At 64.8% G+C, this 25,618-nt stretch carries 25 protein-coding genes; 11 read left to right on the forward strand and 14 right to left on the reverse strand.

Going from position 1 to position 25,618, the window contains the following annotated elements; translation table 11 throughout:
• Positions 1-102: 102 nt before the first annotated feature.
• The 6 genes from AB0P23_RS24270 to AB0P23_RS24295 all read right to left on the reverse strand — a co-directional run bounded on the left by AB0P23_RS24270 (position 103) and on the right by AB0P23_RS24295 (position 5,801).
• The gene (locus tag AB0P23_RS24270) at positions 103-2,286 is read right to left on the reverse strand and encodes an AAA family ATPase (protein WP_287454159.1); all 2,184 of its coding nucleotides are present in this window, start codon (positions 2,284-2,286) and stop codon (positions 103-105) included.
• A 21-nt stretch (positions 2,287-2,307) separates the two neighbouring features.
• Positions 2,308-3,162: a phosphatidylcholine/phosphatidylserine synthase gene (locus AB0P23_RS24275; RefSeq protein ID WP_027498461.1), complete on the reverse strand. Its 855-nt coding sequence runs from the start codon at positions 3,160-3,162 to the stop codon at positions 2,308-2,310.
• Between the two features lie 7 nt (positions 3,163-3,169).
• Positions 3,170-3,886, reverse strand: coding sequence for a phosphatidylserine decarboxylase (locus AB0P23_RS24280; protein ID WP_287454157.1), 717 nt, complete (start codon positions 3,884-3,886; stop codon positions 3,170-3,172).
• A gap of 139 nt (positions 3,887-4,025) precedes the next feature.
• Positions 4,026-4,295: a GlsB/YeaQ/YmgE family stress response membrane protein gene (locus AB0P23_RS24285; protein ID WP_027498459.1), complete on the reverse strand. Its 270-nt coding sequence runs from the start codon at positions 4,293-4,295 to the stop codon at positions 4,026-4,028.
• 87 nt (positions 4,296-4,382) lie between these two features.
• Positions 4,383-4,847, reverse strand: a complete 465-nt coding sequence (locus tag AB0P23_RS24290) for an SRPBCC family protein (protein WP_032399584.1) — start codon at positions 4,845-4,847, stop codon at positions 4,383-4,385.
• A gap of 126 nt (positions 4,848-4,973) precedes the next feature.
• Positions 4,974-5,801 carry a DUF1206 domain-containing protein gene (locus AB0P23_RS24295; protein WP_222072495.1) on the reverse strand — a complete coding sequence of 276 codons (828 nt, stop codon included), beginning with the start codon at positions 5,799-5,801 and terminating at the stop codon, positions 4,974-4,976.
• Positions 5,802-6,234: 433 nt separating this feature from the next.
• On the opposite strand from AB0P23_RS24295, the gene AB0P23_RS24300 reads away from it, so the two are divergent.
• The 5 genes from AB0P23_RS24300 to AB0P23_RS24320 all read left to right on the forward strand — a co-directional run bounded on the left by AB0P23_RS24300 (position 6,235) and on the right by AB0P23_RS24320 (position 11,029).
• The gene (locus AB0P23_RS24300) at positions 6,235-7,890 is read left to right on the forward strand and encodes an FAD-dependent oxidoreductase (protein WP_032386146.1); all 1,656 of its coding nucleotides are present in this window, start codon (positions 6,235-6,237) and stop codon (positions 7,888-7,890) included.
• Positions 7,887-9,320: an ATP-binding protein gene (locus tag AB0P23_RS24305; RefSeq protein WP_032390652.1), complete on the forward strand. Its 1,434-nt coding sequence runs from the start codon at positions 7,887-7,889 to the stop codon at positions 9,318-9,320. Before AB0P23_RS24300 ends, AB0P23_RS24305 begins: the two co-directional genes overlap by 4 nt.
• Positions 9,317-9,661 carry a UBP-type zinc finger domain-containing protein gene (locus AB0P23_RS24310; RefSeq protein ID WP_032390651.1) on the forward strand — a complete coding sequence of 115 codons (345 nt, stop codon included), beginning with the start codon at positions 9,317-9,319 and terminating at the stop codon, positions 9,659-9,661. Before AB0P23_RS24305 ends, AB0P23_RS24310 begins: the two co-directional genes overlap by 4 nt.
• Positions 9,662-9,741: 80 nt before the next feature.
• Positions 9,742-10,419 carry a GPP34 family phosphoprotein gene (locus tag AB0P23_RS24315; protein ID WP_032406510.1) on the forward strand — a complete coding sequence of 226 codons (678 nt, stop codon included), beginning with the start codon at positions 9,742-9,744 and terminating at the stop codon, positions 10,417-10,419.
• A 7-nt stretch (positions 10,420-10,426) separates the two neighbouring features.
• A complete protein-coding gene (locus AB0P23_RS24320) occupies positions 10,427-11,029 on the forward strand; it encodes a DJ-1/PfpI family protein (RefSeq protein WP_287454151.1) in 603 nt (200 codons plus the stop codon).
• On the opposite strand, the gene AB0P23_RS24325 is transcribed toward AB0P23_RS24320, so the two are convergent.
• Positions 11,009-11,356: a DoxX family protein gene (locus AB0P23_RS24325; protein WP_032365408.1), complete on the reverse strand. Its 348-nt coding sequence runs from the start codon at positions 11,354-11,356 to the stop codon at positions 11,009-11,011. The two genes, AB0P23_RS24320 and AB0P23_RS24325, sit on opposite strands and share 21 nt — an antisense overlap.
• Positions 11,357-11,435: 79 nt before the next feature.
• Between AB0P23_RS24325 and AB0P23_RS24330 the strand changes: the two genes are divergently transcribed.
• Positions 11,436-11,765 carry a helix-turn-helix domain-containing protein gene (locus AB0P23_RS24330; protein WP_287454149.1) on the forward strand — a complete coding sequence of 110 codons (330 nt, stop codon included), beginning with the start codon at positions 11,436-11,438 and terminating at the stop codon, positions 11,763-11,765.
• Positions 11,766-11,814: 49 nt separating this feature from the next.
• Here the strand turns inward: AB0P23_RS24330 and AB0P23_RS24335 are convergent, their stop codons facing one another.
• Positions 11,815-13,680, reverse strand: coding sequence for a BCCT family transporter (locus AB0P23_RS24335; RefSeq protein ID WP_032369821.1), 1,866 nt, complete (start codon positions 13,678-13,680; stop codon positions 11,815-11,817).
• 265 nt (positions 13,681-13,945) lie between these two features.
• Between AB0P23_RS24335 and AB0P23_RS24340 the strand changes: the two genes are divergently transcribed.
• Entirely contained in the window at positions 13,946-14,863 is a 918-nt protein-coding gene (locus AB0P23_RS24340; RefSeq protein ID WP_363799673.1) for a serine/threonine-protein kinase, read from the forward strand.
• A 65-nt stretch (positions 14,864-14,928) separates the two neighbouring features.
• On the opposite strand, the gene AB0P23_RS24345 is transcribed toward AB0P23_RS24340, so the two are convergent.
• On the reverse strand, positions 14,929-16,410 hold the full coding sequence (locus tag AB0P23_RS24345) for an amino acid permease (protein ID WP_027498447.1): 1,482 nt from the start codon (positions 16,408-16,410) through the stop codon (positions 14,929-14,931).
• Between the two features lie 406 nt (positions 16,411-16,816).
• Here AB0P23_RS24345 and groL point away from each other — a divergent pair, with 406 nt between their 5' ends.
• Positions 16,817-18,442, forward strand: a complete 1,626-nt coding sequence (gene groL / locus AB0P23_RS24350; RefSeq protein ID WP_008713461.1) for a chaperonin GroEL — start codon at positions 16,817-16,819, stop codon at positions 18,440-18,442.
• A gap of 115 nt (positions 18,443-18,557) precedes the next feature.
• On the opposite strand, the gene AB0P23_RS24355 is transcribed toward groL, so the two are convergent.
• The gene (locus tag AB0P23_RS24355; protein WP_283542723.1) at positions 18,558-18,911 is read right to left on the reverse strand and encodes a VOC family protein; all 354 of its coding nucleotides are present in this window, start codon (positions 18,909-18,911) and stop codon (positions 18,558-18,560) included.
• A 92-nt stretch (positions 18,912-19,003) separates the two neighbouring features.
• On the opposite strand from AB0P23_RS24355, the gene AB0P23_RS24360 reads away from it, so the two are divergent.
• The gene (locus tag AB0P23_RS24360; RefSeq protein WP_032399597.1) at positions 19,004-19,792 is read left to right on the forward strand and encodes an RsiV family protein; all 789 of its coding nucleotides are present in this window, start codon (positions 19,004-19,006) and stop codon (positions 19,790-19,792) included.
• A gap of 30 nt (positions 19,793-19,822) precedes the next feature.
• Complete coding sequence (locus AB0P23_RS24365) at positions 19,823-20,725, forward strand: alpha/beta hydrolase (RefSeq protein WP_032399577.1); 903 nt, start codon at positions 19,823-19,825, stop codon at positions 20,723-20,725.
• On the opposite strand, the gene AB0P23_RS24370 is transcribed toward AB0P23_RS24365, so the two are convergent.
• From AB0P23_RS24370 to AB0P23_RS24385, 4 genes are read right to left on the reverse strand one after another with little or no spacing between them, the layout of a single operon-like run.
• Entirely contained in the window at positions 20,722-21,045 is a 324-nt protein-coding gene (locus tag AB0P23_RS24370; RefSeq protein ID WP_032365151.1) for a putative quinol monooxygenase, read from the reverse strand. The two genes, AB0P23_RS24365 and AB0P23_RS24370, sit on opposite strands and share 4 nt — an antisense overlap.
• Positions 21,046-21,091: 46 nt before the next feature.
• Positions 21,092-22,117 (reverse strand): NAD(P)-dependent alcohol dehydrogenase, encoded by a 1,026-nt coding sequence (locus AB0P23_RS24375; protein WP_027498442.1) that lies wholly within the window; start codon positions 22,115-22,117, stop codon positions 21,092-21,094.
• Positions 22,118-22,122: 5 nt separating this feature from the next.
• Positions 22,123-22,902 carry an iron-sulfur cluster assembly protein gene (locus tag AB0P23_RS24380; protein WP_080736388.1) on the reverse strand — a complete coding sequence of 260 codons (780 nt, stop codon included), beginning with the start codon at positions 22,900-22,902 and terminating at the stop codon, positions 22,123-22,125.
• A gap of 1 nt (position 22,903) precedes the next feature.
• Positions 22,904-23,947: an amidohydrolase family protein gene (locus AB0P23_RS24385; protein ID WP_363799677.1), complete on the reverse strand. Its 1,044-nt coding sequence runs from the start codon at positions 23,945-23,947 to the stop codon at positions 22,904-22,906.
• Between the two features lie 150 nt (positions 23,948-24,097).
• Here AB0P23_RS24385 and AB0P23_RS24390 point away from each other — a divergent pair, with 150 nt between their 5' ends.
• Positions 24,098-25,564 carry a GAF domain-containing protein gene (locus AB0P23_RS24390; RefSeq protein WP_051365423.1) on the forward strand — a complete coding sequence of 489 codons (1,467 nt, stop codon included), beginning with the start codon at positions 24,098-24,100 and terminating at the stop codon, positions 25,562-25,564.
• Positions 25,565-25,618 lie beyond the last annotated feature (54 nt).

The raw sequence follows: 25,618 nt of genomic DNA on the forward strand, positions 1-25,618 counted from the left end.
AACTCCACCGCCCCGCAGCCTAGAATCGTGTCTCACATGTATCGAGACACCCGTGTCCCACATGTATCAAGACAGCACACGTAGCCTGCTACGAGTTTCCGCTCACGACCCGTAGGCCCGCAGATGCGCCACCTGCTCGGGATCGAGTGACGGTTTGACCGTCGCCCGAGCGGTGGCGACATCGTCGGCGGTGACGTCCGCTGCGTCCATCGACCGACGCATCGCCGTCAGTGCGGCCTCGCGCAGCAGGGCCGCGCAGTCCGCGGCGGAGTAGCCGTCGAGATCGCGTGCGAGGGCTTCGAGATCGACATCCTCGGCGAGCGGGATCGACTTGCCCGACGCCTTCAGGATGTCCACTCGCGCATCGGCATCCGGCGGCGGGACGAAGACCAGGCGCTCGAGCCTGCCGGGCCGCAGTAGAGCCGGGTCGATCAGATCGGGCCGGTTCGTTGCGCCGAGAACGACGACGTCGCGCAGTGGTTCGACGCCGTCGAGCTCGGTCAGCAGTGCCGCGACCACTCGGTCGCCTACACCGGAATCCGAACTCTGCCCGCGACGCGGTACGAGGGCGTCGACCTCGTCGAGAAAGATGAGCGAGGGGGCGGAGTCGCGGGCACGCTGAAACAGTTCACGCACAGCCTTTTCCGAGGATCCGACCCACTTGTCCATCAGTTCCGCGCCCTTGACCGAGTGCACGCTGAGCTGGCCCGAACTGGCCAGGGCGCGCACCAGAAACGTCTTGCCGCATCCGGGTGGGCCGTACAGCAGAACTCCGCGCGGTGGCTCGATGCCCAAGCGCGCGAACGAATCCGGATGACGCAGCGGCCACAGGACGGCCTCGGTCAGGGCCTGCTTGGTCTCGACCATGTCTCCCACGTCCTCGAGGGAGAGGCTGCCGATCGCCAATTCCTCGGCCCCCGATCGTGACAACGGCCGAATCACCTGCAGCGCGCCGATCAGGTCGTCGTGCATCAGTGAGGCGGCCGTCGCATCGTTCGATGCTCGCGCGGCCGCTCGTAGCGCCGCTTCGCGCACCAGGGCAGCGAGATCGGCGACAACGAAACCCGGTGTCCGTGAAGCTATTTCGACGAGGTCGACATCACCCTGAGGGACCTTCTTCAGTAGATGCTCCAGTAACGCTCTGCGACCGGCGGCATCGGGGAGAGTGAGGGTCAGTTCGCGATCGCACAGATCCTGCCCACGCACTCTGGCGTCGGTGGCCTCGGGATGTGCCGTCGTCACGATCAGAGCGAAGCCCGGAGTGTCCACGGCACGGCGCAGCACATCGAGGACGAACGTCGACGCAGGCTCCGGATCGGACGGCAGCAACGCGTCGACATCGGTGATCAGCAGCACCCCCGAGCCGGTCAGTTCGTCGACCGCAGCAGTGACGCGTTCGACGCGAGCCGACGCCTCCAATGCGCCGATCGACGGCCCGTCCAGCACGACGCTTCGCCGTTCGCCGATGACGGCGCGTGCCAACGTCGTCTTGCCCACTCCGCCGGGGCCGGTGATCAGCACACCCAGATGCGGAGATGCGCCGAGGGTGGCGAGCAGTTCCGACTCGTCGAGCGCCAGTCGTAGCCACTCGGTGAGTTTGGCCTGTGCAGTGCTCACGCCCACCAGGTCGGCTGCGCTGACGCGTGGCGGGGCCGCGGCTCCGGGCGTCGGAACCGATGTGGCCGAGGCCGATTCGGGCGATCCCGGAGCGACCGTGCCGCGTCCCCAGCTCACCGCAGAATTGGGTTGCACGCTCACGGGACCGCCGGAGGGTTCGACGGCCGAGACCGTCAACAGTTCGGTCGTCCACGCCACCCCGAACGTTCGCGACAGTGCCTGCGTGGCCGTCGACGTCGATGTGCCGGGCCCCAGATCGCGGGGGAGGAGCGACACGGTGTCGCCCACGGTGAGGACCTTGCCGAGTAGCGCTTGGCGCAGGGTGGCGTCGGAGATGGAACCGGTGGCCAGGGCCGATCCGGTGACCTTGACGGTTCTCGCCCCGTAGACCGTCACGGGAGCGACTGCCACAGAGGCATTTTCGCGTAGTCCGGCGTTGGAGAGCGTGACGTCGTCGAGCAGCGCGGTACCCTGCGGGATTCCGCTGGGAGCCTCGGCAACCACCGCAGCCGTACGCCGAGAACCGATGAGCGAGACGGCATCCCATTCCCGCAGACCGAGCGCCGCCAAGACCTCGGGATGGAGCCGGACGACGCCTCGTCTGGCGTCGGCAGCGGAGGTGTTCAATCGGGTGGTGAGAACGAGCTCGGGGGTTCGGGATTCGGTCACACGTCCAACCTAATGGGGTCGTCAGCTGCGCGGTCGGCGAAGTCCCAGACGCGCCTGCGACCGGCGCGCGTTGCCGGGTGACCGTCGAATGGCGCGGCGTTCCGCGCGACGCTCGGCCGGCTTCGCATCCCACGTGTACGGGCGTGCAGCCGTCCAGCGCTGCGAGCGCACCGCGAACGGAATGTGCACGAGGTAGGCGAACACCAATCCCATCAGCAGGACCAGCGGGAAGGTGATGAGCGCGGCAGCGAGCAGCGCGACCAACACCAGCAAACCGGCGGCCAAGCGCGGTGGCACCGAGACCGTCTTGAGCGCGAGAGTGGGGATGGTGCTGACGATCAGACCTGCGGTGAGGATCGACCAGCCGGCGACGACGTAGAACGAGGCCCACCAGCCGTCGCCGAATTCCTCGAACGCAGCGATCGGGGCGAGCGCGATGAGTGCACCTGCGGGTGCGGGGACCCCGGTGAAGAACTCGCGGGCGTACGCCGGGGTGTCGTCCTCGTCGAGCAGGGTGTTGAACCGGGCGAGGCGGAGCACGATGCTCACGGCGTACACCAGTGCGACGATCCAACCGCCACTACTGCCCTCGAGCAGAGTCACGTAGAGCACCAGGGCGGGCGCGACGCCGAACGAGATTGCATCGGACAGAGAATCCAGCTCGGCACCGATCTTGCTGGTGGCGTCGAGCAGACGAGCGATGCGGCCGTCCAGTGCATCGAGTATCGCAGCGGCACCGATCATCGCGAGTGCGGTTCCGAGTTGACCGTCGAGAGCGAACTTGACCGCCGACAGCCCGGAGCACAACGCGAGAATGGTGACGACCGACGGAAGCAGACGGATAGCAGCAGGCGGCTTGGCGCGTCTGGTGATCATGTCGTTTCTACTGGGGGAGCTCGGCGAGTACCGTCTCGGCACCGACCGCTCGTTGGCCGCGTTCGACGAGGAGCGTCGTCCCGGCCGGGAAGTAGGTGTCGACGCGGGAGCCGAATCGGATCAGGCCGTACGTGTCGCCGATGGAGAGCACGTCTCCGACCTTCGCGTTGTTGACGATGCGTCGAGCGATGAGACCGGCGATCTGCACCACGCCGACGTGGTGACCGGAATCGGTTTCGATGTGCATGCTGTTGCGTTCGTTGACCTCACTGGCCTCGGCCAGGTCTGCGGACTTGAACTGACCGCGGCGATGCACGACCTCGACCACGCGTCCGCCGACGGGAACACGCTGCACGTGCACGTCCAGAACGGACAGGAAGATGCTCACTCGCGGCACGGGCTGTGCACCGAGATCGAGCTCGGCGGGCGGGACGGCGGTGTCGACGAGGGTGACCAAACCGTCGGCGGGAGCGACGACGACGCCGGGGCGGTTCGGCGGCACCCGCGACGGGTGGCGGAAGAAGGTGGCGCAGGCTCCTGCGGCGACGAGCCCGGCATTGCGGACCCACTTCGACCGACGGCCGAGCACTGCGACGGCCAGGGGACCGCCGACGAAGGGCAGTCCGGCGGGGTGTAGCGGTGGAACCGTTGCGCGAACCAGGTCGACGATGTGAGCCACTCCCGTGCGGGGTGGTTGATCAATCGGGGCGGGACGGCGTGCCACGGTCTCCTCTTACTGTTGGGCGAGCTCGGATGCGGGCAGGGATTGGACGCCGGGGACTGATCGGACGGCGAACAAAACGACTGCCGGGGCCCTCACAGAGTACGTGAGCGGCCCCGGCAGTCGGGAAGTGCGAGTGAAATCAGACGCGGCTGCGACCGGTCACGAGCTTGACCAGGAACAGCAGGATGCATGCACCGAGGATGCAGGTGATGAAGCTGAAGATCAGGCCGCCACCTTCGACGTCGACGCCGAAGACCTTGAGCAGGTAACCGCCGATGAGGCCGCCGATGATGCCGACGACGATGTTCAGGATGATGCCCATCTGAGCATCGGTCTTCATGATCTTGCTGCCGATCCAGCCTGCGAGCCCGCCGATGATGATCCAGCCGATGATTCCGAGACCCAACATGTGTTGCCCCCACTTTCCGTGTGTTCGATTGCTTGTCGAAACCATGGATGCCCAGGGGCAACAAACCTGAAACCTTCCTGAGAAAAGTTATTTTCGGCTCGACTTTTCGCTTTCGGTCTTGATTCGTCGGAGCGTGCTGTTCATGCCTTCGACCAGCTCGACATCGAACTCGTCGATCCCGCCGAGGATCCGCTTGACCAGCAACGACGACACGGCCGAGGTGCCGCTGGGGGCTTCCCGCTTCTCGACGACGGTGGTTCCGGTTGCCGTAGGAGTGAGCGTGTACGACCAGGTCGTCTTGTTCTCGACGATGCGGAACGCCAGTGCCTTGTTCGGCTCGAAGGTGACGACCTTGGCGCTGGTCGGCCAGACGAGCAGGCCCTTGCGGTTGATGTTGAGCGTTCGGGTGCCCTTGCCGACGGGTCCGCCGAAGACCTTCATCTTCTTGCACTGCGGACTCCACTCGCCCATGCGCTGTAGGTCCGAGACGACCGACCACACGGCCTGCGGACTGGCATCGATGTCGATTGTGGCTTCGAGGGTCTTGCTCAACGTGGGCCTCCGGGTTGTAGGAATAGCTGCAACTGATCGTCACACCAATCGTGTGCATCCTATGTGGCCGTGACCACACTCGGCCACCATGTGAGTGAAACCTCGTAGCCCACTACGAACTTCCACTCACATGCGAGCGAAGCGAGCCAAGACGAATGCATACAGGCCGTACAACGCGATTCCCACGCCGGCGAGGATCAACAGAACCTGCCCGTACGGCTGGGCTCCCAGGGTCTTGACGGCACCGTCGATTCCGGTGGCCTTCGACGGGTCCGACTGCAGTACCGCTACGACGACGAGGATTCCCGCCCCCACGAGCGCCGTGCCCTTGGCCGCGTATCCGGCGATGCCAAGCTTCACGACCGCTCCGCTCTGACTGCCTTCGAGGTCGTCGAGGAAATTCTTCGAGACGCCCTTGTAGACGTGGTATCCGCCGACGCCGATGACGATCAGGGCGATGACGATCAAAACGAGCTTGCCGCCACCGGATTCCATCAGTCGCGCCGAGTAGCCGGCGTTCTGTTGCCCACTGGACTTACCGGATCCGGTCGCGAAACCGTAGGTAGAGAATGCGAAGGCGATGTAGACGACGGCCAGCGCTGCCGCCTTCAGTCGATCCATCGCGCTGCCCTCGTCGGAATCGGACTTCTTGCCGACGATGGCCTCGACGATGCGCCACAGGGCCAGTGCCACGAACGCGACGACGGCAACCCACAGTGCGATCTTGCCGCCGGGCTTCTCGGCCAGTTCTGCGAGTGCTCCGGACTGGTCGGCGTTACCGCCCTGACCGAACGCCAATCGGATGGCGATGTACCCGATCAGGATGTGCAGCACTCCGCTGACGAAGTGGCCGGCCCGGGCCGCCTTCTCGAATGCACCGTTGTCCTGAACCGAATTGGCCAGTGATTTTCCTGTTCCCGAATGTCCCGACGTGGATTTTCCCGACGTGTTCACGAACGTTCCCCGATCAGTTGATGTGGGCCGATGTTTACCCCACGTAGAGCGGGGAGAAACGGTCTTTCGGCGCGAAACGCCGTACGAGATCCCAGCCCGGCGTTAACGCCGGGCGGACACTGATCGATGTAGCAAGCGGAGTGTCGGGACCAACGAAGAAATTGTTCGGAGTGATCCACCGTGAAATTACAGTCGATAATGCGTCGTACCAGCAGTGATCTGCCCCTGTTGAAGACCGCCAGGATGAGCGGCAGTCCGCGTACCTGGCCGGCCGAGAAGCTCGAGCGGCTGCTCACCCCGCAGGAGATCGATCTGATCAGGCGCGGCCGAATCTGACCCTGCTGTTCCCAGGCTCGACGCCGTCACTCACCTCCCATAGGGGGTCCGGTGGTGGCATGCTCATGAGGTTGACGAGCACCAGTCCTGGAGGGTCATGAAACCGGTCATTCTCAGCGTCGACGACGATCCCGGAGTATCGCGTTCGGTCGCCCGCGACCTGCGCCGCCGGTATGGCGAGCAGTACCGCATCGTGCGCGCGGAATCCGGTGCCGGGGCGCTCGATGCGCTCAAGGAACTGACGTTGCGCGGCACTCCGGTCGCGATCCTGTTGGCCGACTACCGCATGCCGAACATGAGCGGCATGGAATTTCTCGAACAGGCCATGGATCTGTTCCCGACGGCGCGGCGAATTCTGCTCACCGCCTATGCCGACACCGACGCTGCGATCGACGCCATCAACGTCATCGATCTCGACTACTACCTGCTCAAGCCGTGGGATCCACCCGAGGAAAAGCTCTACCCCGTCCTCGACGCTCAGCTCGAAGCCTGGTGTGCGTACGACCACCGGGCCGTGGAGGACACCAAGATCGTCGGTCACCGCTGGTCTGCGCGGTCCTCGGAGATCAGGGAGTTTCTCGCCCGCAATCAACTGCCGTACCGCTGGTACATGTCCGACGAATCCGAGGGTGCGCGGCTGTTGGCCGCGGCCGGAGTGGCCGACGACCGCCTCCCGGTGGTCATCACCACCGAAGGTGACGCGTTGATCGAGCCGTCCGATGCCGAACTCGGCAACCGCCTGGGGCTGACGGTCTCGCCGTCGGAAGAGTTCTACGACCTCGTCGTCATCGGCGGCGGCCCGGCCGGTCTCGGCGCTGCGCTCTACGGCGCGTCCGAGGGCCTGCGCACCACGTTGATCGAGCGCACCGCGACCGGCGGGCAGGCCGGGCAGAGTTCACGCATCGAGAACTACCTCGGTTTTCCCGACGGCGTCTCGGGTGCACAACTCGCGGAGCGGGCTCGGCGGCAGGCGCTGAAGTTCGGTGCCGAGGTGGTCACCACGCAGGACGTCGTGGCCTTGGAGACCAACGGCGCTGCGCGGACCGTGCGGTTCGCCGACGGCCGCAGCATCAGCGCCCAGACGATCATCCTGTCCACCGGCGTCGCGTACCGCCGGTTGGAGGCCCCCGGAATCGACGACTTCACCGGTCGCGGAGTGTTCTACGGATCGGCGATGACCGAGGCAGCTCGCTGCGCCGAGCAGGACGTCTTCATCGTCGGCGGCGCGAACTCCGCAGGCCAGGCAGCGGTGTATCTCTCACGGGGCGCGAGGTCGGTGACGATCCTGATCCGCGCGGCGTCCCTCGAGGCATCGATGTCGTACTACCTCATCAAGCAGATCGAGGAGAACCCGAAGATCAGCGTTCGGCCGTGTACCGAGGTCGTCGGCGTCTCCGGTGACGGGCACCTCGAGCAGATCACGCTGCACAACAGGGCAACCGACGAGACGACGACGGTGGACGCGCAGTACCTGTTCCTGTTCATCGGCGCGGCACCGCGGACCGATTGGCTCGACGGCGTGCTCGTACGTGACGATCACGGATTCGTGGTGACGGGCCCCGATCTGGTGGTCGACGGCCGCGGTCCTGCCGGGTGGACACCCGCGCGGTTGCCGCACCACCTCGAGACGAGCGTGCCGGGAGTGTTCGCGGCCGGTGACGTCCGGTCGGACTCGGCCAAGCGGGTTGCCTCGGCAGTGGGAGAAGGAGCGATGGCCGTGATGTTGGTGCACAGATACCTGGCAAATCCGTGAACGCGCCCCTGTGCGATCCGGAGGAGTTGCGGACGCTGTTCTTGTTCGAGCAGCTCACCGACGCACAGCTCGCCGAGCTGTGTCGAGACGGCCGTATCGAAACGATCGAGCCGGGGCCGGTGTACGCGGAGGGCGACCCAGCGACGTGCTTCTACGTGTTGATCGAGGGCTCGGTGGTGCTCTCGAAGCTCTCGGGCGGGGAAGACCTGGTGGTCAATCGCACCTCGCAGCGCGGGGTGTATGCCGGTGCGTGGCAGGCGTATCTGGGCGATCGAGTACCGCAGACCTACCAGGGTTCGATGCGGGTGACCGCGCAGTCCCGGTTCTTCGTCCTCGATGCCGACTGCTTCGCCTCGATCGTGCGCGAGTGGTTCCCGATGGCCCTCCATCTGCTCGAGGGATTGTTCTTCGGAAACCAGAACACCAAGCAGGTCGTCGAGCAGCGAGAACGCTTGTTGGCGTTGGGTTCTCTGTCGGCCGGGTTGACGCACGAGCTGAACAATCCGGCCGCGGCCGCGGTGCGGGCGACGTCCGCGTTGCGAAATCGGGTGGCGCACATGCGGCAGAAATTGGCAATGATTGCCGGCGGGACTCTCGATCGCTCGAGCTTGTCGCATCTGGTCGGACTGCAGAACGAGGCCGTGGAACTGGTGGCCAAGGCACCCAAGTTGACGGCCATGGAGGCGTCGGACCGGGAGGACGAGCTCGGAGAGTGGTTCGACGACAACGGAATCGACGGGGGATGGGATCTGGCCCCCACTTTCGTCTCGGCGGGTCTCGACGTGCCGTGGCTGGATCGGGTGTCGGCGACGGTGGGGGATCCGGCCATGCTCGAAGGGGCGATCAGGTGGCTCAACTACACGGTGGAAACCGAGTTGTTGATGAACGAGATCTCGGATTCGACCACTCGGATCTCCACTCTGGTCGGCGCGGCCAAGCAGTACTCGCAGATGGATCGAGCGCCCTACCAGACCGTCGACGTACGGGAACTGCTCGACAGCACGCTGATCATGTTGGGGCGCAAGATCGGTGACGATATCCGCGTGGTGAAGGAATACGACCCGTCGGTACCTCCCATTCCCGCGTATGCCGCCGAGCTCAATCAGGTATGGACCAATCTGATCGACAATGCGGTGCAGGCCATGGAGGGCCGCGGCACGCTCACCGTTCGCACACTTCTCGACGACGATCAGGTGCAGATCGAGGTGTGCGATACCGGACCCGGTGTGCCGGAAGACATTCGGTCGCGAATATTCGAGCCGTTCTTCACCACCAAGGCCGTCGGTGAGGGCACGGGGCTCGGTCTGGACATCTCGTGGCGGATCGTGGTGAAGAAACATCAGGGCGATCTGCGAGTGGTGTCCCAGCCGGGGGACACCCGATTCATCGTGCGGCTGCCCGTTCATCCAGCAATCGAGGAGGCATCATGACAATCGACGGTATCGATCCGACAGTCTCGCCGTCCGGCCCGGGCTGCGTGGAGTGCACGCAGACGCAGGGGTGGTGGGTGCATCTGCGGCGGTGTGCGCAGTGCGGGCACATCGGGTGCTGTGATTCGTCTCCGTCGCAGCACGCCAGCAAGCATGCCGAATCCACTCGGCACCAGTTCGTGCGCAGCTTCGAGCCCGGCGAGGACTGGTTCTACAACTACGAGGACGAGCAGATGTACGACGGGCCCGAACTTGCTCCGCCGCAACATCATCCGCTCGACCAGACGGTTCCGGGCCCTCGTGAACGGGTGCCCTCGAATTGGCAGAGTCTGATCAACTGAATGGGCGGGGCCGACTGAACAGTCGATTTCGCGCGGATGAACACCGCAAATCGAGTGCGCACTGTGGGTAATCTCGCAGCATGACCTTGATTGCGGAGGACCTGCTGCTGTTGTTGCTCGACGACGAATCGGGCAAGCCATCGGCCGATTCCACCAAGTTGCCCCGTGTTCTCGCGGGTGCGCTGGTCGTCGAGCTCGCCCTGGGCGGGTCGCTCCGCATCACCGGTCCCGGTGAGCAGACCAAGAAGGACCACGTCGTCGTCGCGGGAGATCCGCCCGCGGACCCGTTGCTGCGCCGGGTGTTCGATCTGGTGGCAACGGCGTCGCGGTCGATGAAGCCGCAGAAGGTGATCGAGAAGTCGCAGAAGAATCTGGCGAAGGAACTGGCTGCGCGTCTGGTCGCGCAGGGCTTCGTCACCGAGAAGCAGGACAAGGTCTGGGGGCTTTTCCCGACGACGACGTGGCCGGCTCGCGACACCTCTCGGGAGAAGGTGCTGCGGGATGCACTGCGGAGCGCTCTCGTCGACGGCACGACGCCCACACCGCACTCGGCTGCTCTGATCTCCCTGATCTCGGCAGTCGATCTGACGCACAAGGTCATCGTCGATGCCGACAAGAAGGTGCTGAAGACCAGGGCCAAACAGATCGCCGAGGGTGAGTGGGCGGGTGCAGCTGTCCGCAAAGCGGTCTCGGACGTCAATGCCGCGGTGACGGCAGCGATCATGGTGCCCGTCATCGTTTCGACCACGAGCAGCTGAGGCGAAAATGAGAAGTATTGCGATTCTGTTGTTCGACGACGTCGAGGTGCTCGATGCCTGCGGGCCGGTCGAGGTGTTCTCGGTGGCCAATCGGGTGGCCCAACGTGCCGGTAGCGCGGTGCCTTTCGACGTGAAGCTCGTCGGGCTCGACGACGCAGCGGTACGCGCGCGAGGTGGGATGAGGATCGGCGTCGACACCACGATCGACGATCCACGGACCTACGACCTCGTCCTGGTTCCCGGCGGTGTCGTCGACGCGATCGAAGCGGACGGCCGAGTTCTTCAGTGGCTGCAGCGACTTCGACCCACCGCAGAAGTTGTCGCATCGGTGTGCACCGGTGCCTTCGTTCTCGCCGCGGCGGGCCTGCTCGATTCGCGTCCGGTCACCACACACTGGGAGGACCTCGACCTGTTGCGCACCCGCTGGCCCGCGCTGGCCGTGCACGAGGGAGTTCGATACATCGACCACGGTGATCTGGCGACGTCGGCCGGTATCAGTGCAGGCCTGGACCTTGCACTGCATCTGGTCGCTCGGTGGACGAGCGCCGATCAGGCTCTCGCCACCGCGGGCCAGATGGACTACGACTGGTCAGGCGCTGAGCACCCGTAGGACCAGGGCGACGACGGCGAACACGGCCAGGCCTGCCGCCGGACCGAATTCCTTGTCCTTGATGCGCAGGTGCGCGACGACTGCTCCGACGAAGTACGCGATGACGCCGATGGCTGCCGCGACTCCGATCGGCCATGCGAACAGGCCGACGAGCAGGCCGATGGCACCGAGGATCTCCGCGTAGGCCAACCACGGAATCTTGTCGGCGGGCACGCCCACCTGCTCGAGCATCGGGACGACGGAGGGGTTGCGCGTCAGCTTCCCGACGGCGGAGAACGTGAGTGCCACGGCCAGCAGCACCGACACGACGACTGTTGCGATGAACATGAGCCCTGCTTTCATTTCTGAGGCCACTAGTGAAACAGAAGTGGCAAGGCAGACAGTAGCACTTCGGTACGGTGGGGTCATGGCCGCGAACGAACCCACTCACGAACCTCGTGCCTGCGACGGAGCTCTGACCAAAGCGTTCGGCTTCCTCGGCAAGCGATGGAACGGAATTCTGCTGGCCACCCTGATGAACGGGTCGATGGGATTCGCGGACCTACGCCGGGCCGTCGGTGGCATCAGCGATTCGGTCCTGTCCGAGCGGCTCGGAGAGCTCGGCAAAGCCGGCCTGGTCCAGCGAACAGTGGACCATGGACCGCCGCTCTCGGTGCAGTACAGCCTGACGCAGTCCGGAGCGGCGCTGCTGCCGTCACTGCAGGCACTGACCGACTGGGCTTCGAAAAACCTCTGACCCCCGCGAACATGTCGCGAGGGCCAGAGATCGGTGGGTGAGAAGGTGTTCAGTCGCCGTTCTTGACGTTCTGGCCTTCGGCCGAATCTGCGAACTCCTGGGTGTCGAACACTTCGCCGCCCAGGGGATCGACCGGTGCGTTGTCACCGGAGTACTCGACCGCACCCGTCTCGGGGTGAATCTCGAGTTGTTCGGTGGGCACCTCGTGCACCGCCAGTACGACGCTGCCGTCCGTGCGCGGCGGCGTCACCCCTTCCCGAGACGGTGCCAGGCCGGAGAATGTCGACGAAATCCCGGCACTCACTCGCTTGCGTGCCGCCGGTGACACCGGTGCCGCCTCGGGCTCGTCCTCCCCGACATCGGGTGTCGCGGTGACGCGCAAGTACCGCGGGGTGGTGGCGACGTCGTAGCGGAAGGCCTTGAGCATCGACACGCATGCCAGCACCAACACGATCGAGAACGGTACTGCCGTGGCTATCGACATCGTCTGCAGGGCAGTCAGAGAACTGGTTCCTCCGATCAGCAGCAGCACGGCCGCAGCCACGCCCTGCAGGACGGCCCAGTACACCCGCGTGATCTTCGGAGTTTCCAGCTCGCCGCCGGTCGCGAGGATGTCGATCACCAGCGAGCCGGAGTCCGAGGACGTCACGAAGAAGAACACGATCACAGCAATGGCGATGACGCTGGTCAACGCCGCAATCGGCAGACCGTCGAGCACCTGGAACAGGCTGGTGTTGGTGTTCACGGCCCCTTCGGCGTCGAGCAGATCGCCGTCGTTTCGTTGCCGCAGAATGCCCGTGTCACCGAAGATCGTGAACCACAGCGAACCGACGATGGTCGGTGCCAGCAGTACGCCGAAGACGAATTCACGGATGGTGCGACCGCGAGAGATGCGGGCGATGAACATGCCGACGAAGGGTGCCCAGCTCATCCACCAGCCCCAGTAGAAGATTGTCCAGCCGCCGGCCCAACCGTCGTCGGAGAACGGAGAGGTGCGCAGCGCCAACTCGGGCAGGGCCTGGACGTAACCGCCGAGATTCTGCACCCAGGACTGCATCAGGAACAGCGTCGGACCGAGGAGCAGCACGAACAGGGCGAGCGCAGCTGCCAGACCCATGTTGATGTTGGACAGCCACTTGAGGCCCTTGGACACTCCACTGACCACCGAGAAGGTGGCGATGCCGGTGATGGCGGCGATGAGCAGGATGACGAACCAGTTGGTGGTCTCCACCCAGCCGAGGTATTCCAGCCCGGCGGAGATCTGCTGCACACCGAATCCGAGCGAGGTCGCCACACCGAACAGGGTGCCGACGATGGCGACCGTATCGATGGTGTGCCCGATTGCGCCCTCGATGCGCTTGCGGCCCAGCAGTGGCTCGAGCAGCCAACGCACGGTCAGCGGGCGACCCTTGCGGTAGGTCATGTACGCCATACCGAGGCCGACGACCACGTAGATGGCCCATGCGTGCAGACCCCAGTGGAAGAGCGTCAGCTCCATCGCCTGGCGTGCGGACGCGTCGGTGCTGCCGGGGATGCCTCCGGCCTCGGGCGGTGTCACGTAGTGCGAGAGGGGCTCGGCGACGCCGTAGAACACCAGGCCGATTCCCATGCCGGCGCTGAAGAGCATCGCGAACCAGGACAGGACGCCGAACTCCGGCTTCTCGTCGTCTCGGCCCAGGCGAATATTGCCGACCCTACTGAGGCCGCAGTACAGCGCGAACAGTACGAAGCCGGTCGCGGCGAGGATGTACCACCAGCCGACGCCGGACGTGATCGCCTTGTTGAGTGTGTCGAACGAATCCGCCGCGGTGCTCGAATAGACCACGGAGAAGGCGATCATGACGAAGATGATGACGGACGCGGGCACGAAGACCGGTTTGAGCAGTCCTCCCCACGCTTCCTTCACAGCTTTCATTTACTTGACTTCCTTTGAACTCGAGTCACGGTGATCGGCTGACCACTATCGGTATGCCGCTATATTTCTCTTGTTTTGGTCAAGTACCGGTAAACACCATAAGCGACATCGGCGCTGGTGGCGAAACTGCCGCACGCCCCGGCGGCACCACCGAGTCGCCGGAATGTGCCCCGCGGACTACAGTTCTGTCGATGCTGCGGCCTCGTCCGATCGTCCCTCTCGTGAGCCTGTGGGCTGTGAGTGAGGCTGCGCAGCAGGTGATTCCATGACGCCCGGCCAGCTGCAGCCGGGTGCGGAGTTCGCCGGCTTCCGGGTGCAGCGTCGCCTCGGGGTCGGCGGCATGAGTGAGGTGTACCTCGTACTCGGCCGCGGACACGATCGGCTCGAAGCGCTGAAGATTCTCGACCGTGACGCATCACGGTCTCCGCGACTCCGCACCAAGTTTCGGACCGAAGCGACCGTTGCCGCGCTGCTGGTGCATCCGAACATCGTGTCGGTGCACGAACACGGTGAGTTCGAGCATCAGCTGTGGATGTCGATGCACTACGTCGACGGGTACAGCGCGGCGCGGTTGGTCGCTCGCGGTCAGATCGCTCTCGACGTCTCCCGGGTGGCACGCATCGTCGCCGAGGTGGCCAAGGGCCTCGACTACGCCCACTCGAACGGCGTCCTGCACCGGGACGTCAAGCCGTCGAACATCTTGATTTCCACCGAGCGGGTGGACGGGTACGAGCAGGTGTTGTTGTCCGACTGGGGAATTGCGCGTCTGGTCGACGACTCGACGCCGCTGGTCGTCGGCGGAACTGTACTGGCGTCCATCCACTACGCGGCACCGGAACTGCTTCGCGGGGGAGTGCTGAGCGCGCAGACCGACGTCTACGCATTGGGGGCGACGCTGGTCGAATTGCTGACCGGGCGAACGCCGTACCCGTTGGCCACGCCGCTCGCGATCACGGCCGCCCATTTGTCGGCCGAACCGCCTGCGGTGACGAGGCGTCGGCGATCACTGCCGCGGGGTCTCGACGCGGTGGTCGCACGCGCGTTGGCCAAGGACCCGGCAGATCGATTCCAGACCTGCGTGGAGCTTGCCGATGCCGTGGCTGCTGCTGTTTCTGCCGGAGTGCCGGAGCCGCCGGCGCGACGCTCACCGTTCACCCGCTCGCGATGGCTCAGGTTTTCGTGACTCCATGAGCAGGGCCCCGCATCGGGTCGATGCGGGGCCCTGGCTCGAGAGGGGGTTGGGAAGGGTCACTCCTCCGGTTCGGTCGGACGGTTGGCCACCACCGGGTACTGGCCGGTGTAGCCCATTCGTTCCTCGGCCACCGAGAGCACCTTGGTGCGCACCAGGAACCAGCCGCCGATCAGTGCGGGGATGATGACGACGAGGGTCGCGATGGTCCACGAGCCGATCGGGGCATCGAAGGCCATCAGGACCAGCACGCCGAACAGGAACACCAGCGTCGCGTAGCTCGTGTACGGCGCACCGAACAGTCGGAACTTGGGCCGCTTCAGGATGCCCTTCTTGGACCAGCGGTACAGCTGAATCTGGCACAGCACGATGGTCGCCCAGCTGGCGATGATGCCCAGTGCGGACATGTTCAGCACGATCTCGAAGGCCTCGCCGGGGGCGATGGCGTTGAGGGCGACACCGAACAACGTGATGAAGCAGGTCAGCAGAATGCCGCCGAACGGTACTCCGCCCTTGGTCATCTTCTTGGTGAATTCCGGTGCGCTGCCGTTCATCGCCATCGACCGCAGAATTCGGCCGGTCGAGTAGAGACCGGCGTTGAGGCTGGACAGCGCCGCGGTGAGCACCACGATGTTCATGATGGTGCCCGCGCCGCCGAGGCCGATGCTCGAGAAGAACGTCACGAACGGCGAGGTACCGGCCTGATATGCGGTGTACGGCAACAGTAGTGCGAGCAGTACCAGCGAGCCGACGTAGAAGAGTGCGATACGGGCGATGACCGAGTTGATCGCCCGCGGCATGATCTTCTCCGGGTTCTCGGTCTCACCGGCGGCGGTACCCACCAGTTCCACTGCAGCATAGGCGAACACGACGCCCGAGATGACGATGACCAGGGGCCACGCGCCGGACGGGAACAGACCGCCGTTGTCGGTGATCAAGCTGATTCCGGGCATCTCGGAGCCGACGGGGATGCGGCCGGCCAGGAAGACAATGCCGACGATCAAGAAGGTCACCAGCGCGATGACCTTGATCATGGCCGCCCAGAACTCCATTTCACCGAACCACTTGACCGACACCAGGTTCAGGCTCATCACCAGAACCAGTGCGACCAAGGCGATGGCCCACTGCGGAATCACCTCGAAACTTCCCCAGTAATGCATGTAGGTCGCGATGGCCGTGACGTCGACGATGGCCGTCATCGCCCAGTTGAGGAAGTACATCCACCCGGCGACGAATGCGGCCTTCTCGCCGAAGAACTCGCGAGCGTACGAGACGAAGCTGCCCGACGACGGGCGGTGCAACACCAATTCGCCGAGGGCGCGGAGAATGAAGAAGACGAAAATTCCACAGAGGGCGTAGGCGAGGAACAGGCCGGGGCCGGCACTGGCGAGGCGTCCGCCCGCGCCGAGGAACAGGCCGGTGCCGATTGCGCCACCGATCGCGATCATCTGCAACTGTCGAGGTTTGAGGCCCTTGTGGTAGCCCTCTTCCTCGTGGTCCATCGCCGAGTTGTCGTACGACGTGTCGACCGTATCGGACATATTCGATCCTCACTGTCGCTTTTGCGGGGGTTTGCCCGAATTTTTCGGGTGTCGAAACCGTTGTCGCTCAACGGTATTAGCGTCGCGGGTTCGATGCACAGTATTCGGATGTTAACAATGCGTCCGGGTGTGAACAGTGTGTGACGGATACCGGCTCGGCCGAGCATCTGCTCGAGACCTGCGTCCCGCGGTGGCGTCGAGCATGGGGGGTGCGGCGGTTCGCTGGCGGCGGACGACCTTGCACTCACCATGGGCGAGTGCTAGAAATGCAGTTGGCACTCTCGACACGTGAGTGCCAGGTCGGGACACGGTGAGGCCGGGGAATCAACGACACCCCTGGTCGTCCGTCGCGGGCACCGAGCTCGGCCAGCAATGTGTCACCCCCAATCCGGAGGATCACTTCGCAATGGCCAAGATCATCGCGTTCGACGAAGAGGCACGCCGTGGCCTCGAGCGAGGCCTCAATGCCCTCGCCGACGCAGTAAAGGTGACGTTGGGCCCCAAGGGTCGCAACGTCGTACTCGAGAAGAAGTGGGGAGCTCCCACGATCACCAACGATGGTGTTTCCATCGCCAAGGAGATCGAGCTCGAAGATCCCTACGAGAAGATCGGTGCCGAGCTCGTCAAGGAGGTCGCCAAGAAGACCGACGACGTCGCAGGCGACGGCACCACCACCGCTACCGTTCTCGCTCAGGCACTCGTCCGTGAAGGCCTGCGCAACGTCGCAGCCGGCGCGAACCCGCTCGGCCTCAAGCGCGGCATCGAGAAGGCTGTTGCAGCCGTCACCGAGTCGCTGCTCGCGTCCGCCAAGGAGATCGACACCAAGGAGCAGATCGCTGCTACCGCTGGCATCTCCGCAGGCGACCCGTCCATCGGCGAGCTCATCGCCGAGGCAATGGACAAGGTCGGCAAGGAAGGCGTCATCACGGTCGAGGAGTCCAACACCTTCGGCCTGCAGCTCGAGCTCACCGAGGGCATGCGCTTCGACAAGGGCTACATCTCGGCGTACTTCGCCACCGATGCAGAGCGTCAGGAAGCCGTCCTCGAAGACGCGTACATCCTGCTCGTCAGCTCCAAGATCAGCACCGTCAAGGACCTGCTGCCGCTGCTGGAGAAGGTCATCCAGTCCGGCAAGCCGCTCGTCATCATCGCCGAGGACGTCGAGGGCGAAGCTCTCTCCACACTCGTGGTGAACAAGATCCGTGGCACCTTCAAGTCCGTCGCCGTCAAGGCTCCCGGATTCGGTGACCGTCGCAAGGCGCAGCTCGCCGACATCGCCATCCTCACCGGTGGCGAGGTCATCAGCGAAGAGGTCGGCCTCTCCCTGGAGACCGCCGGACTCGAGCTGCTCGGTCAGGCACGCAAGGTCGTCATCACCAAGGACGAGACCACCATCGTCGAAGGCTCGGGAGATTCCGACGCCATCGCCGGTCGCGTCAACCAGATCCGCGCCGAGATCGAGAACTCCGATTCCGACTACGACCGCGAGAAGCTGCAGGAGCGCCTGGCCAAGCTGGCCGGTGGCGTTGCAGTCATCAAGGCCGGAGCGGCAACCGAGGTCGAGCTCAAGGAGCGCAAGCACCGCATCGAAGATGCAGTGCGCAACGCCAAGGCAGCCGTCGAAGAAGGCATCGTCGCCGGTGGCGGCGTGGCACTGCTCCAGGCAGCGCCCGCACTCGACAACCTCAAGCTCGACGGTGACGAGGCAACCGGCGTGAACATCGTTCGCGTCGCACTGTCCGCCCCGCTCAAGCAGATCGCATTCAACGCAGGCCTCGAGCCCGGCGTCGTTGCGGACAAGGTCTCCAACCTGCCCGCAGGTCACGGCCTCAACGCCGCGACCAACGAGTACGAGGACCTGCTCGCTGCAGGCATCAACGACCCGGTCAAGGTCACCCGCTCGGCACTGCAGAACGCAGCGTCCATCGCGGCTCTGTTCCTCACCACCGAGGCCGTCGTCGCCGACAAGCCCGAGAAGGCCGGAGCGCCCGCTGGCGATCCGACCGGTGGCATGGGCGGCATGGACTTCTGAGTCCCGTCTTGCACTGAAGAAGCCCGGCACCTTTCGAGGTGCCGGGCTTTTTCACGTTCGAATCGGGTGCAACCAGCCGCGCTCAGCGCGGTCGGCTGCACCCGATGTGCTGTAGTCAGTCCCGGTGATACGCGATGTTGACGACGTTGCCGTCGGGAGCGCGAACGAAGAAGCGGCGCACACCCCACGGCTCGGTCGTCAATGGGTGCACGATCTCGTAGCCCAGTTTCAGCGCTTCGGCGTACGCGCCATCGACATCGTCGGTGTGCACCGACATCACCGAATCCTCGGGTGCGCTCCGGTCGCTCGTCACCAGCTGAACGCTCACCGGGCGATCGGGTGACGACAGCCGCGCGACCCACCCCATATCGAACTCCTCGGATTTCAGACCGAGAAACTCGGTGTAGAACGATTTGGCCTCGTCGACGTCCGGAACCCGCAGGTTGGTGATGATGCTCGTCGTTTTCATCGAACTCCCTTTCCGAACGTGGGCCGGTCGGAGACCCGGGAGGTTCGACGCTAGCAGCGGAGTTGCCGGCTGTTCGGTGGTTAGTGTGGGTCATGACGCGAATCCGCTCGATGACGGTCGCACTCGCTCTGGCAGCGGCCGTCGCGGGCTGCTCCACCTCGGGAACTGCCACGCCCGTATCTGCACCGACCACAACCGATGTCACCGCCACCATCGATCGAGCCGCGCCGACGACTACAACGCCAACCACTACCTCGAGTGCCGCCGAGCCGTACGTTGTCGGCAGCACCCGGGTCACGGGATCGACAGCGCGTGCGACTTACGACGTCGCGATTCCACAGCTGAGCGGCGGCAATCCGGCCGTGACAGCCGAATTCAACGAGTCGATGCGCGCGGCGTTGCAGGACCAGATCGACCGCGACTACGGGAACGACTTCGCCCTCAGCGACGGCTATTCGAAGGGGCAGGCCCACGTCGGTCGACGCGTGATCAGTGCCGAACAGATCACCGATTGGATCGCTGTGCCGCCCGGAGCGCACGGTAATTCACTGCTTGCGACCGTGACGATCGATGCCGATACGGCGCAGCCGATCTCCCTCGGCGATGCCTTCACCGATCTGGATGCCGGCTTGTCTCGACTGTCCGATCGAGCAGCGGCAATTCTCCCGTCCACCCGCGCAGGCGACAGCTTCGAGCGCTCGGGCATCGAGCCGACGGAGGCCAACTTCGCGAACTGGACGGCATCGCCGGACGGTATGAACATTCACTTCGGTGACTACCAGGTGGGGGCCTATGGCATCGGCCTCATCACGATCACGGTCCCATGGACCGACCTGTCCGACGTCCTCGCTCCCGGCATGGAGGACGTGCTGAGCAGCTGACCCTGGGCCCGACAATGCGAGCATGGACCCATGATGATTCGCGCAGGGGTGCTGGACGTTGCCTACGACCGCGTCGGTGATCCGTCCGGCCGCTCGGTGGTACTGATGCACGGGTTTCCGTACGACCCGCGCGGTTACGACGACGTCGCCAGGCTGCTCGCCCAGTCCGGTTACGACGTGGTGGTGCCGTACCTGCGCGGCTTCGGGCCCACCCGGTTCGTCGACGGAGACACGATGCGCTCGGGTGAGCAGGCTGCGATCGGCCACGATCTTCGCGAGCTGATCCTCGCCCTGGAGCTGAACGACCCCATCGTCGCCGGTTACGACTGGGGTGGGCGAGCGGCGTGCGTCGTCGCCGCGCTGTGGCCGGAACTGGTGTCGGGTCTGGTGAGCGTCTCCGGATATCTGGTGCAGGACATCGCTGCCGCTGTGTCCACGCCGGTGCCGCCGCACCTCGAGAAGCGATACTGGTACCAGTACTACCTGCACTCCGAGCGGGGTCGGGCCGGGCTCACGGCCTACCGCGCAGAGATCGCGCAGACGCTGTGGACGGACTGGTCGCCGACGTGGAGGTTCGGGGATTCCGAATTCGCGGCCACCGCGCCCTCGTTCGACAACCCCGACTTCGTGGACGTGTCCGTGCACTCGTATCGGCACCGATACGGCATCGAGGCCGGGGACGCCGCCTATGCAGAAACGCAGGAGTTGCTGACACGGCAACCGGCGATCACGGTGCCCACGGTCGTGATCGATCCGACCGAGGACACCGTCGCCTCGCTGTACGGCAGCCCGGACCACACGGCGCACTTCACCGATCTGATCGATGTTCGCCAGGTCGATTGCGGCCACAACCCGCCTCAGGAATTGCCTGGGCAGTTCGCCGACGCCGTCATGACGCTCGGCCAGGTGATCCGGGATCGCGAAAGGAACTAGTCGACCGCGAGTTCGCCCAGTTCGTTCCAGTCGGTGCCGTCGACTTCCTGGCTGATGATCTTCGGCGTCTCCACCAGGTACGGCGGAAGATCCTTCTGGGCCTGCTTGAAGTGATCCGAATTCACATGGGCGGCACCGGCATCCGGGTCCTTGAACGCCTCCACGAGGACGTACTCGGTGGGGTCGTCGAGGGTGCGCGACCAGAAGTACCAGAGGCATCCTTCCTCGGCCTGGCAGGCTTCGGTGAAATCGCGCGAGATCTCGGGCCAGTTGTCGGCGTGCTCGGGCTTCACCTTGAACTTGGCGGTGATGAAGATCAACGTTGCTCCCTGTGGTTGTAGTGACGAATCTGGGTTGTACCCGATTTCACGGTACGAGAATCGCGCGGCCGCGAACCCGACCGTTGTCGAGGTCGTCGATGGCACTCTGAAAGTCGTCCAAGGCGTACGTCTGCGTGTGCAGGTTGACGGCACCACGGGCGGCGAGGGACATCAAGTCGCACAGGTCGTTGTAGGACCCGACGAGATTGCCGACGATGTTCTTCTCCGCCGACACCAGGTCGATGGTCGGCACGTCGACGTTCTCGCCGTACCCGATGACGTGATAGTCGCCGGCCCGCCTCGTCATGGCCAATCCCTCTGCGGTGGAGCCGTTCTCGCCGACGAAGTCGAGTACCACCTCGGCTCCGAAGCCGCCGGTGAGTTCCATGACCTGGTCGACCTGACTGCCGTCGGCGACCACCGCGTGATCGGCCCCCAAGGTGAGCGCGAGTTTCACGGCGTCGGCATTGCGGTCGATGACGATCAGCTCGGCGGGCGACAGTGCCTCGAGTACCTGAATGCCGATGTGGCCGAGGCCACCTGCTCCGATGACGACGCACTTGTCGCGGGGAGTCAGACGCCGGGCCGCCTTCGCGGCCGCGTGATAGGCCGTCAGGCCGGCGTCGGCGAGCGCAGCGACCGCGGACGGTTCGAGCGAATCGTCGATCTTGACGACGGTTCGCGCATTGGTCCGTAGGTAATCGGCGTATCCACCGTTGGTGTCGATACCCGGGAAATCGCTCGTCTCGCAGTGGACGTCGTCGCCCGAGCGGCACGCCCGACACAACCCGCACGTGACGAGTGGATGCAGAATCACCTTGTCGCCCTCGCGGACGTTGGTGACGGCCGATCCGACGGCATGTACCCACCCGGCGTTCTCGTGGCCGATCGTGTACGGCAGTGTGACGCCGGATTTCTCGGCCCACTGGCCTTCGAGGATGTGCAGATCGGTACGGCATACGCCGGCACCGCCGATCCTGACGATGACGTCGAGTGGACCCTGTACTTCCGGAATCGGAACCTCGGTCATCTCCAGATTCTTGTGATATCCGACGACCTGGACGGCGCGCATCGAACTCATGAAACATGCTCCTGTGTAGTGCGGAGGGGGACAGTGAGAGTGGTGAGAGGAACGAACGCGCCCTCTTCGCGAGGGACTTGCTGTTCCTCTGCGCCGGGGTAGCGGGTCTGCAGCAATCCGCGGCAGAAGTGCGCATTACCGTCGATCGAAACGCGGGTGGCGCGGGCGCGTCGCATCACCATCGTCAGGTCGCCGGTGTGTGGACGACCCGCATGATCGACCAGTGCCGGTGCGGCCGGATCGGTCCGCAGGCCGAGAGCCTCGCGGCGGCGAAGCAGCGCGGTCGAGGTGCGATCGTCCGGTAGATCTCCGAGAACCACTGCGGCCAAGTCGTTCTCGGTCGAGTCGGGATTGGCGCGCAACCACGCCATGAGCGACCGTTCCATCGCCGCCACATAGGCCTTGCGGCGAAACGTCGCGCGTAATTCCTCGAGATCCTCCTCGGCCTCGTGTCCGAAGGTGCCGCGGTAGCCGGCGTCGGCGGCGAGGCCGGCATTGATCTTGTCCGAGTCGTGGTGATCGTCCAGTTCGACGAGAACGTGCTCGGTCCACGGCAACGCCGTCAGCACGTCCTTGGAGTCTCCCGCCATCAGATACGCGAAGTTCGGCGAACAGAACGACGTCGGCAGTCGAAGATGAACGTGCACAGTGCCCTCGTCGACGTCGAGCGACCGGACGAAGCCGAGATCGGTGATGGGCTCGTCCAATTCGGGATCCAGGACGACTCCGAGGGCGGTGTACGCCTCGTCCTTCCTGGTGGTCACAGCAGTCGTCACGTCACACCGCCGCGAGATCGGCGCGCTCGGGCTGACGCGGTCCGGTCTCGGTCTCGTCGGCGTCGGGCAACTGCAGTTCGGCCGGCACCGGGATGTCGTAGAGCTTGGCGGCGTTCAGTCCGAGCACCTTCTTCTTCTGTTCGAGCGTGATCGGTGCGTATTCGTCGAGGGACTCGTGGATCTGGAAGTCGACGAACCCTTCGACCAACCACTTGGGCGTCCACAGCGCGTAGTCCGAGGAGAAGAAGATGCGGTCCTCGCCGAGCCAGTAGAGCAGTTCGCCCATGATCTGACCGAAGTACTTCGGCCGCGTGTGCATGAACGGGATGGCCACCGCGAGGCCGGCGTACACGTTGGGCTCCTGGGTGGCGATCCAGCAGAAGTCCTCCAGGCGCGGCAGTCCGCAGTGTTCGACGACGAAGTTCAGATCGGTGAAGTCGGTGGCCACGTGGTCGACGTCTGCGACGTCGAACGCATCGCGATCGAGCGGACGGATGGTGGGTCCCTTGTGCACGTGGATGTTCTTGATGCCGACCTCGCGGCACACGTCGAGGTAACGCCGAGTCCAGTCGTCGTCGAGCTTGTAACCGCGAGAATCGCCGTGCCAGTCGGCCGTGTAGAGCTTAACGCCCTTGAGCCCGAAGCGTTCTGCGTCCGCACGCAGCTGGTCCAGGCCACGTTCGCCGTTGCGTGGGTCGAAGTGATGGTTGTAGGTCAGCTTGTCCGGGTGAGCTGCAGCGAGCGCCGATGCCTCGTCGGTCTGGCCGAACCCGCGGTGATAGAACTCGCCCAGGTGAGCGGGCTGGAAGATGGCGTGGTCGACGTACCCGATCTCGAACAGGTCGCGCATCAACCGATCGCCGCCCTGGTAGAGGTACTCCTCGTAACTCCACAGCTCGCTCTCGGGGGAGAGGTTGCGGTGGTAGTCGTAGAAGCAGTCGATGAACTGCTTGCCGCGGATGTTGCGTTGGTTCTCCTGCCGCGCATCCCAGAGCGCGACGTGGGCGTCCACGATGAAGTAGTTCTCGCCGTTCTTGCTGTACATGGCTGACCTCCAGAGACTGTGCGTGACGTCTGTCACAAGCGATCTGTCGATGACGGTAGGCGCGGCTGAGGCTCGGCGAAATGGAGTGATGTCTCAATTCGAGACGCTGGTTTCGGATCCATGGCGACCAGCGAATGTAACCTGAATCACATGGCAGATCCCGAGGGTCTCGTGCGGGCCCGCTTGCACTCGGAGCCCCTCGCTGCCGTGTCGCATCGGTTGCTCGCATCGTGGCACCGAAGCCAGGAATTCGGAGTGCCACTCGAAGACGTCGTACCTGCATTTTCGGGCACCTACGACGGCGAATCGCTGTTCTACCGATGTGGGCGCGAGGTGCTCGACGGACTGCGCGACACGTTGGCGAACGAGCCGGTGTCGATGATGCTGACCGACGCCGACGGTCTGGTGCTCGATCGAGTGAGCGCGGACCGCGAGCTGTTGGCCGCGCTCGACCGTGTGCATCTGGCCCCCGGCTTCTCGTACGGCGAGAACCAGGCGGGCACCAACGGTCTCGCCCTCGCACTCGCCGATCGAATTCCCGCAGTGGTGCGCGCCTCCGAGCATTACTCGCTCTCGCTCACCGGATACACCTGCGCCGCGGCACCGGTGCTGAACCCGATGACGGGCACCGTGGAGGGCTGCGTCAACCTCACCACGTGGTCGGAGTCGTCGACGGATCTGCTGCTGGCCCTTGCTCAGTCGGCGGCAGGGAACACTGCGGCGATGATGCTCGCGCGAGCGCAGGGACAGCATGCGCGTCCGGCTCCACGTGGGACGGTCTTTCGCGTCGAGGCGTCATCGGGTCGGCCGGGTGCGGGCAGCGTCCCGACGCTGTCGACGCGGTGGAATCAGGCTCTCGCGTCCTCCGAAACAGCTCTGAGCCAACATGATTCGGTCCTGCTGGTAGGAGAACCGGGAACCGGACGTGCCACGATTCTGGCCCGAGCGCTGCGTACCATCCGCCCACGGGGTCGAATTCTGAGTGCCGGAGTTCCGGCGGCGCGCGACGTCGACGCCTGGCTGGATCTGTGGACGCCCGAGCTGCCCAAGCCGGACACCGCCGTGATCGTCCGCGACGTGGACCGGCTGCCGGCGCGAGGGGCGGACGCGTTGGCGGAACTGATCTCTCGCGTCGGTGACGGCGTGCCCGTCACCCTCACGGCCTCCGATTACGACGCTGTTCCCGCTGCCCTGGCGCAATTGGTGCGTTCGGTCGTCGAGGTCCCGCCGCTGCGCGATCGGCCCGAGGACATCGCTCCGCTCGCTCGGCATCTGGCATTGCGGGCGCGTGGACGCGAGGTCAGCCTGACCGGCGACGCCGAACGAGCCCTCGTCGGATATTCGTGGCCGGGAAACGTCACCGAGTTGGCGACGGTGATGCACGAGGCGGCGGTCCGCGCCGACGTCGTCGGCGTCAATCATCTTCCGCCCGAAGTGCTTTCGCGCACCACGCAACGTCTGACACGAATCGAGACGTTCGAGCGCGACGAGATGATTCGAGTACTCAGCCGGCCCGGCATCACGATGAACCAGGCGGGCGAGGAACTGGGAATGAGTCGGGCCACGATCTACCGCAAGCGAGACCGCTACGGCATCACGCTGCGTTCCCACACGTAGCTTCGGTGGACCTGCGAGAAAAACTCCGACTTCCGAGCGCGCGCGGCCGCGGGT

This window comes from Rhodococcus sp. NPDC077669 (genome assembly GCF_040686915.1).
Taxonomy (GTDB): Bacteria; Actinomycetota; Actinomycetes; order Mycobacteriales; family Mycobacteriaceae; genus Rhodococcoides; species Rhodococcoides fascians.

Bases quoted from the DNA above. Each gene is read 5' to 3' on its own strand.
- AB0P23_RS24275 (WP_027498461.1), bottom strand. From the start codon at position 3,162: ATGATCACCAGACGCGCCAAGCCGCCTGCTGCTATCCGTCTGCTTCCG.
- AB0P23_RS24285 (WP_027498459.1), bottom strand. From the start codon at position 4,295: ATGTTGGGTCTCGGAATCATCGGCTGGATCATCATCGGCGGGCTCGCA.
- AB0P23_RS24300 (WP_032386146.1), top strand. From the start codon at position 6,235: ATGAAACCGGTCATTCTCAGCGTCGACGACGATCCCGGAGTATCGCGT.
- AB0P23_RS24310 (WP_032390651.1), top strand. From the start codon at position 9,317: ATGACAATCGACGGTATCGATCCGACAGTCTCGCCGTCCGGCCCGGGC.
- AB0P23_RS24315 (WP_032406510.1), top strand. From the start codon at position 9,742: ATGACCTTGATTGCGGAGGACCTGCTGCTGTTGTTGCTCGACGACGAA.
- AB0P23_RS24320 (WP_287454151.1), top strand. From the start codon at position 10,427: ATGAGAAGTATTGCGATTCTGTTGTTCGACGACGTCGAGGTGCTCGAT.
- AB0P23_RS24325 (WP_032365408.1), bottom strand. From the start codon at position 11,356: ATGTTCATCGCAACAGTCGTCGTGTCGGTGCTGCTGGCCGTGGCACTC.
- AB0P23_RS24330 (WP_287454149.1), top strand. From the start codon at position 11,436: ATGGCCGCGAACGAACCCACTCACGAACCTCGTGCCTGCGACGGAGCT.
- AB0P23_RS24335 (WP_032369821.1), bottom strand. From the start codon at position 13,680: ATGAAAGCTGTGAAGGAAGCGTGGGGAGGACTGCTCAAACCGGTCTTC.
- AB0P23_RS24340 (WP_363799673.1), top strand. From the start codon at position 13,946: ATGACGCCCGGCCAGCTGCAGCCGGGTGCGGAGTTCGCCGGCTTCCGG.
- AB0P23_RS24345 (WP_027498447.1), bottom strand. From the start codon at position 16,410: ATGTCCGATACGGTCGACACGTCGTACGACAACTCGGCGATGGACCAC.
- groL (WP_008713461.1), top strand. From the start codon at position 16,817: ATGGCCAAGATCATCGCGTTCGACGAAGAGGCACGCCGTGGCCTCGAG.
- AB0P23_RS24355 (WP_283542723.1), bottom strand. From the start codon at position 18,911: ATGAAAACGACGAGCATCATCACCAACCTGCGGGTTCCGGACGTCGAC.
- AB0P23_RS24360 (WP_032399597.1), top strand. From the start codon at position 19,004: ATGACGCGAATCCGCTCGATGACGGTCGCACTCGCTCTGGCAGCGGCC.
- AB0P23_RS24365 (WP_032399577.1), top strand. From the start codon at position 19,823: ATGATGATTCGCGCAGGGGTGCTGGACGTTGCCTACGACCGCGTCGGT.
- AB0P23_RS24375 (WP_027498442.1), bottom strand. From the start codon at position 22,117: ATGCGCGCCGTCCAGGTCGTCGGATATCACAAGAATCTGGAGATGACC.
- AB0P23_RS24385 (WP_363799677.1), bottom strand. From the start codon at position 23,947: ATGTACAGCAAGAACGGCGAGAACTACTTCATCGTGGACGCCCACGTC.
- AB0P23_RS24390 (WP_051365423.1), top strand. From the start codon at position 24,098: ATGGCAGATCCCGAGGGTCTCGTGCGGGCCCGCTTGCACTCGGAGCCC.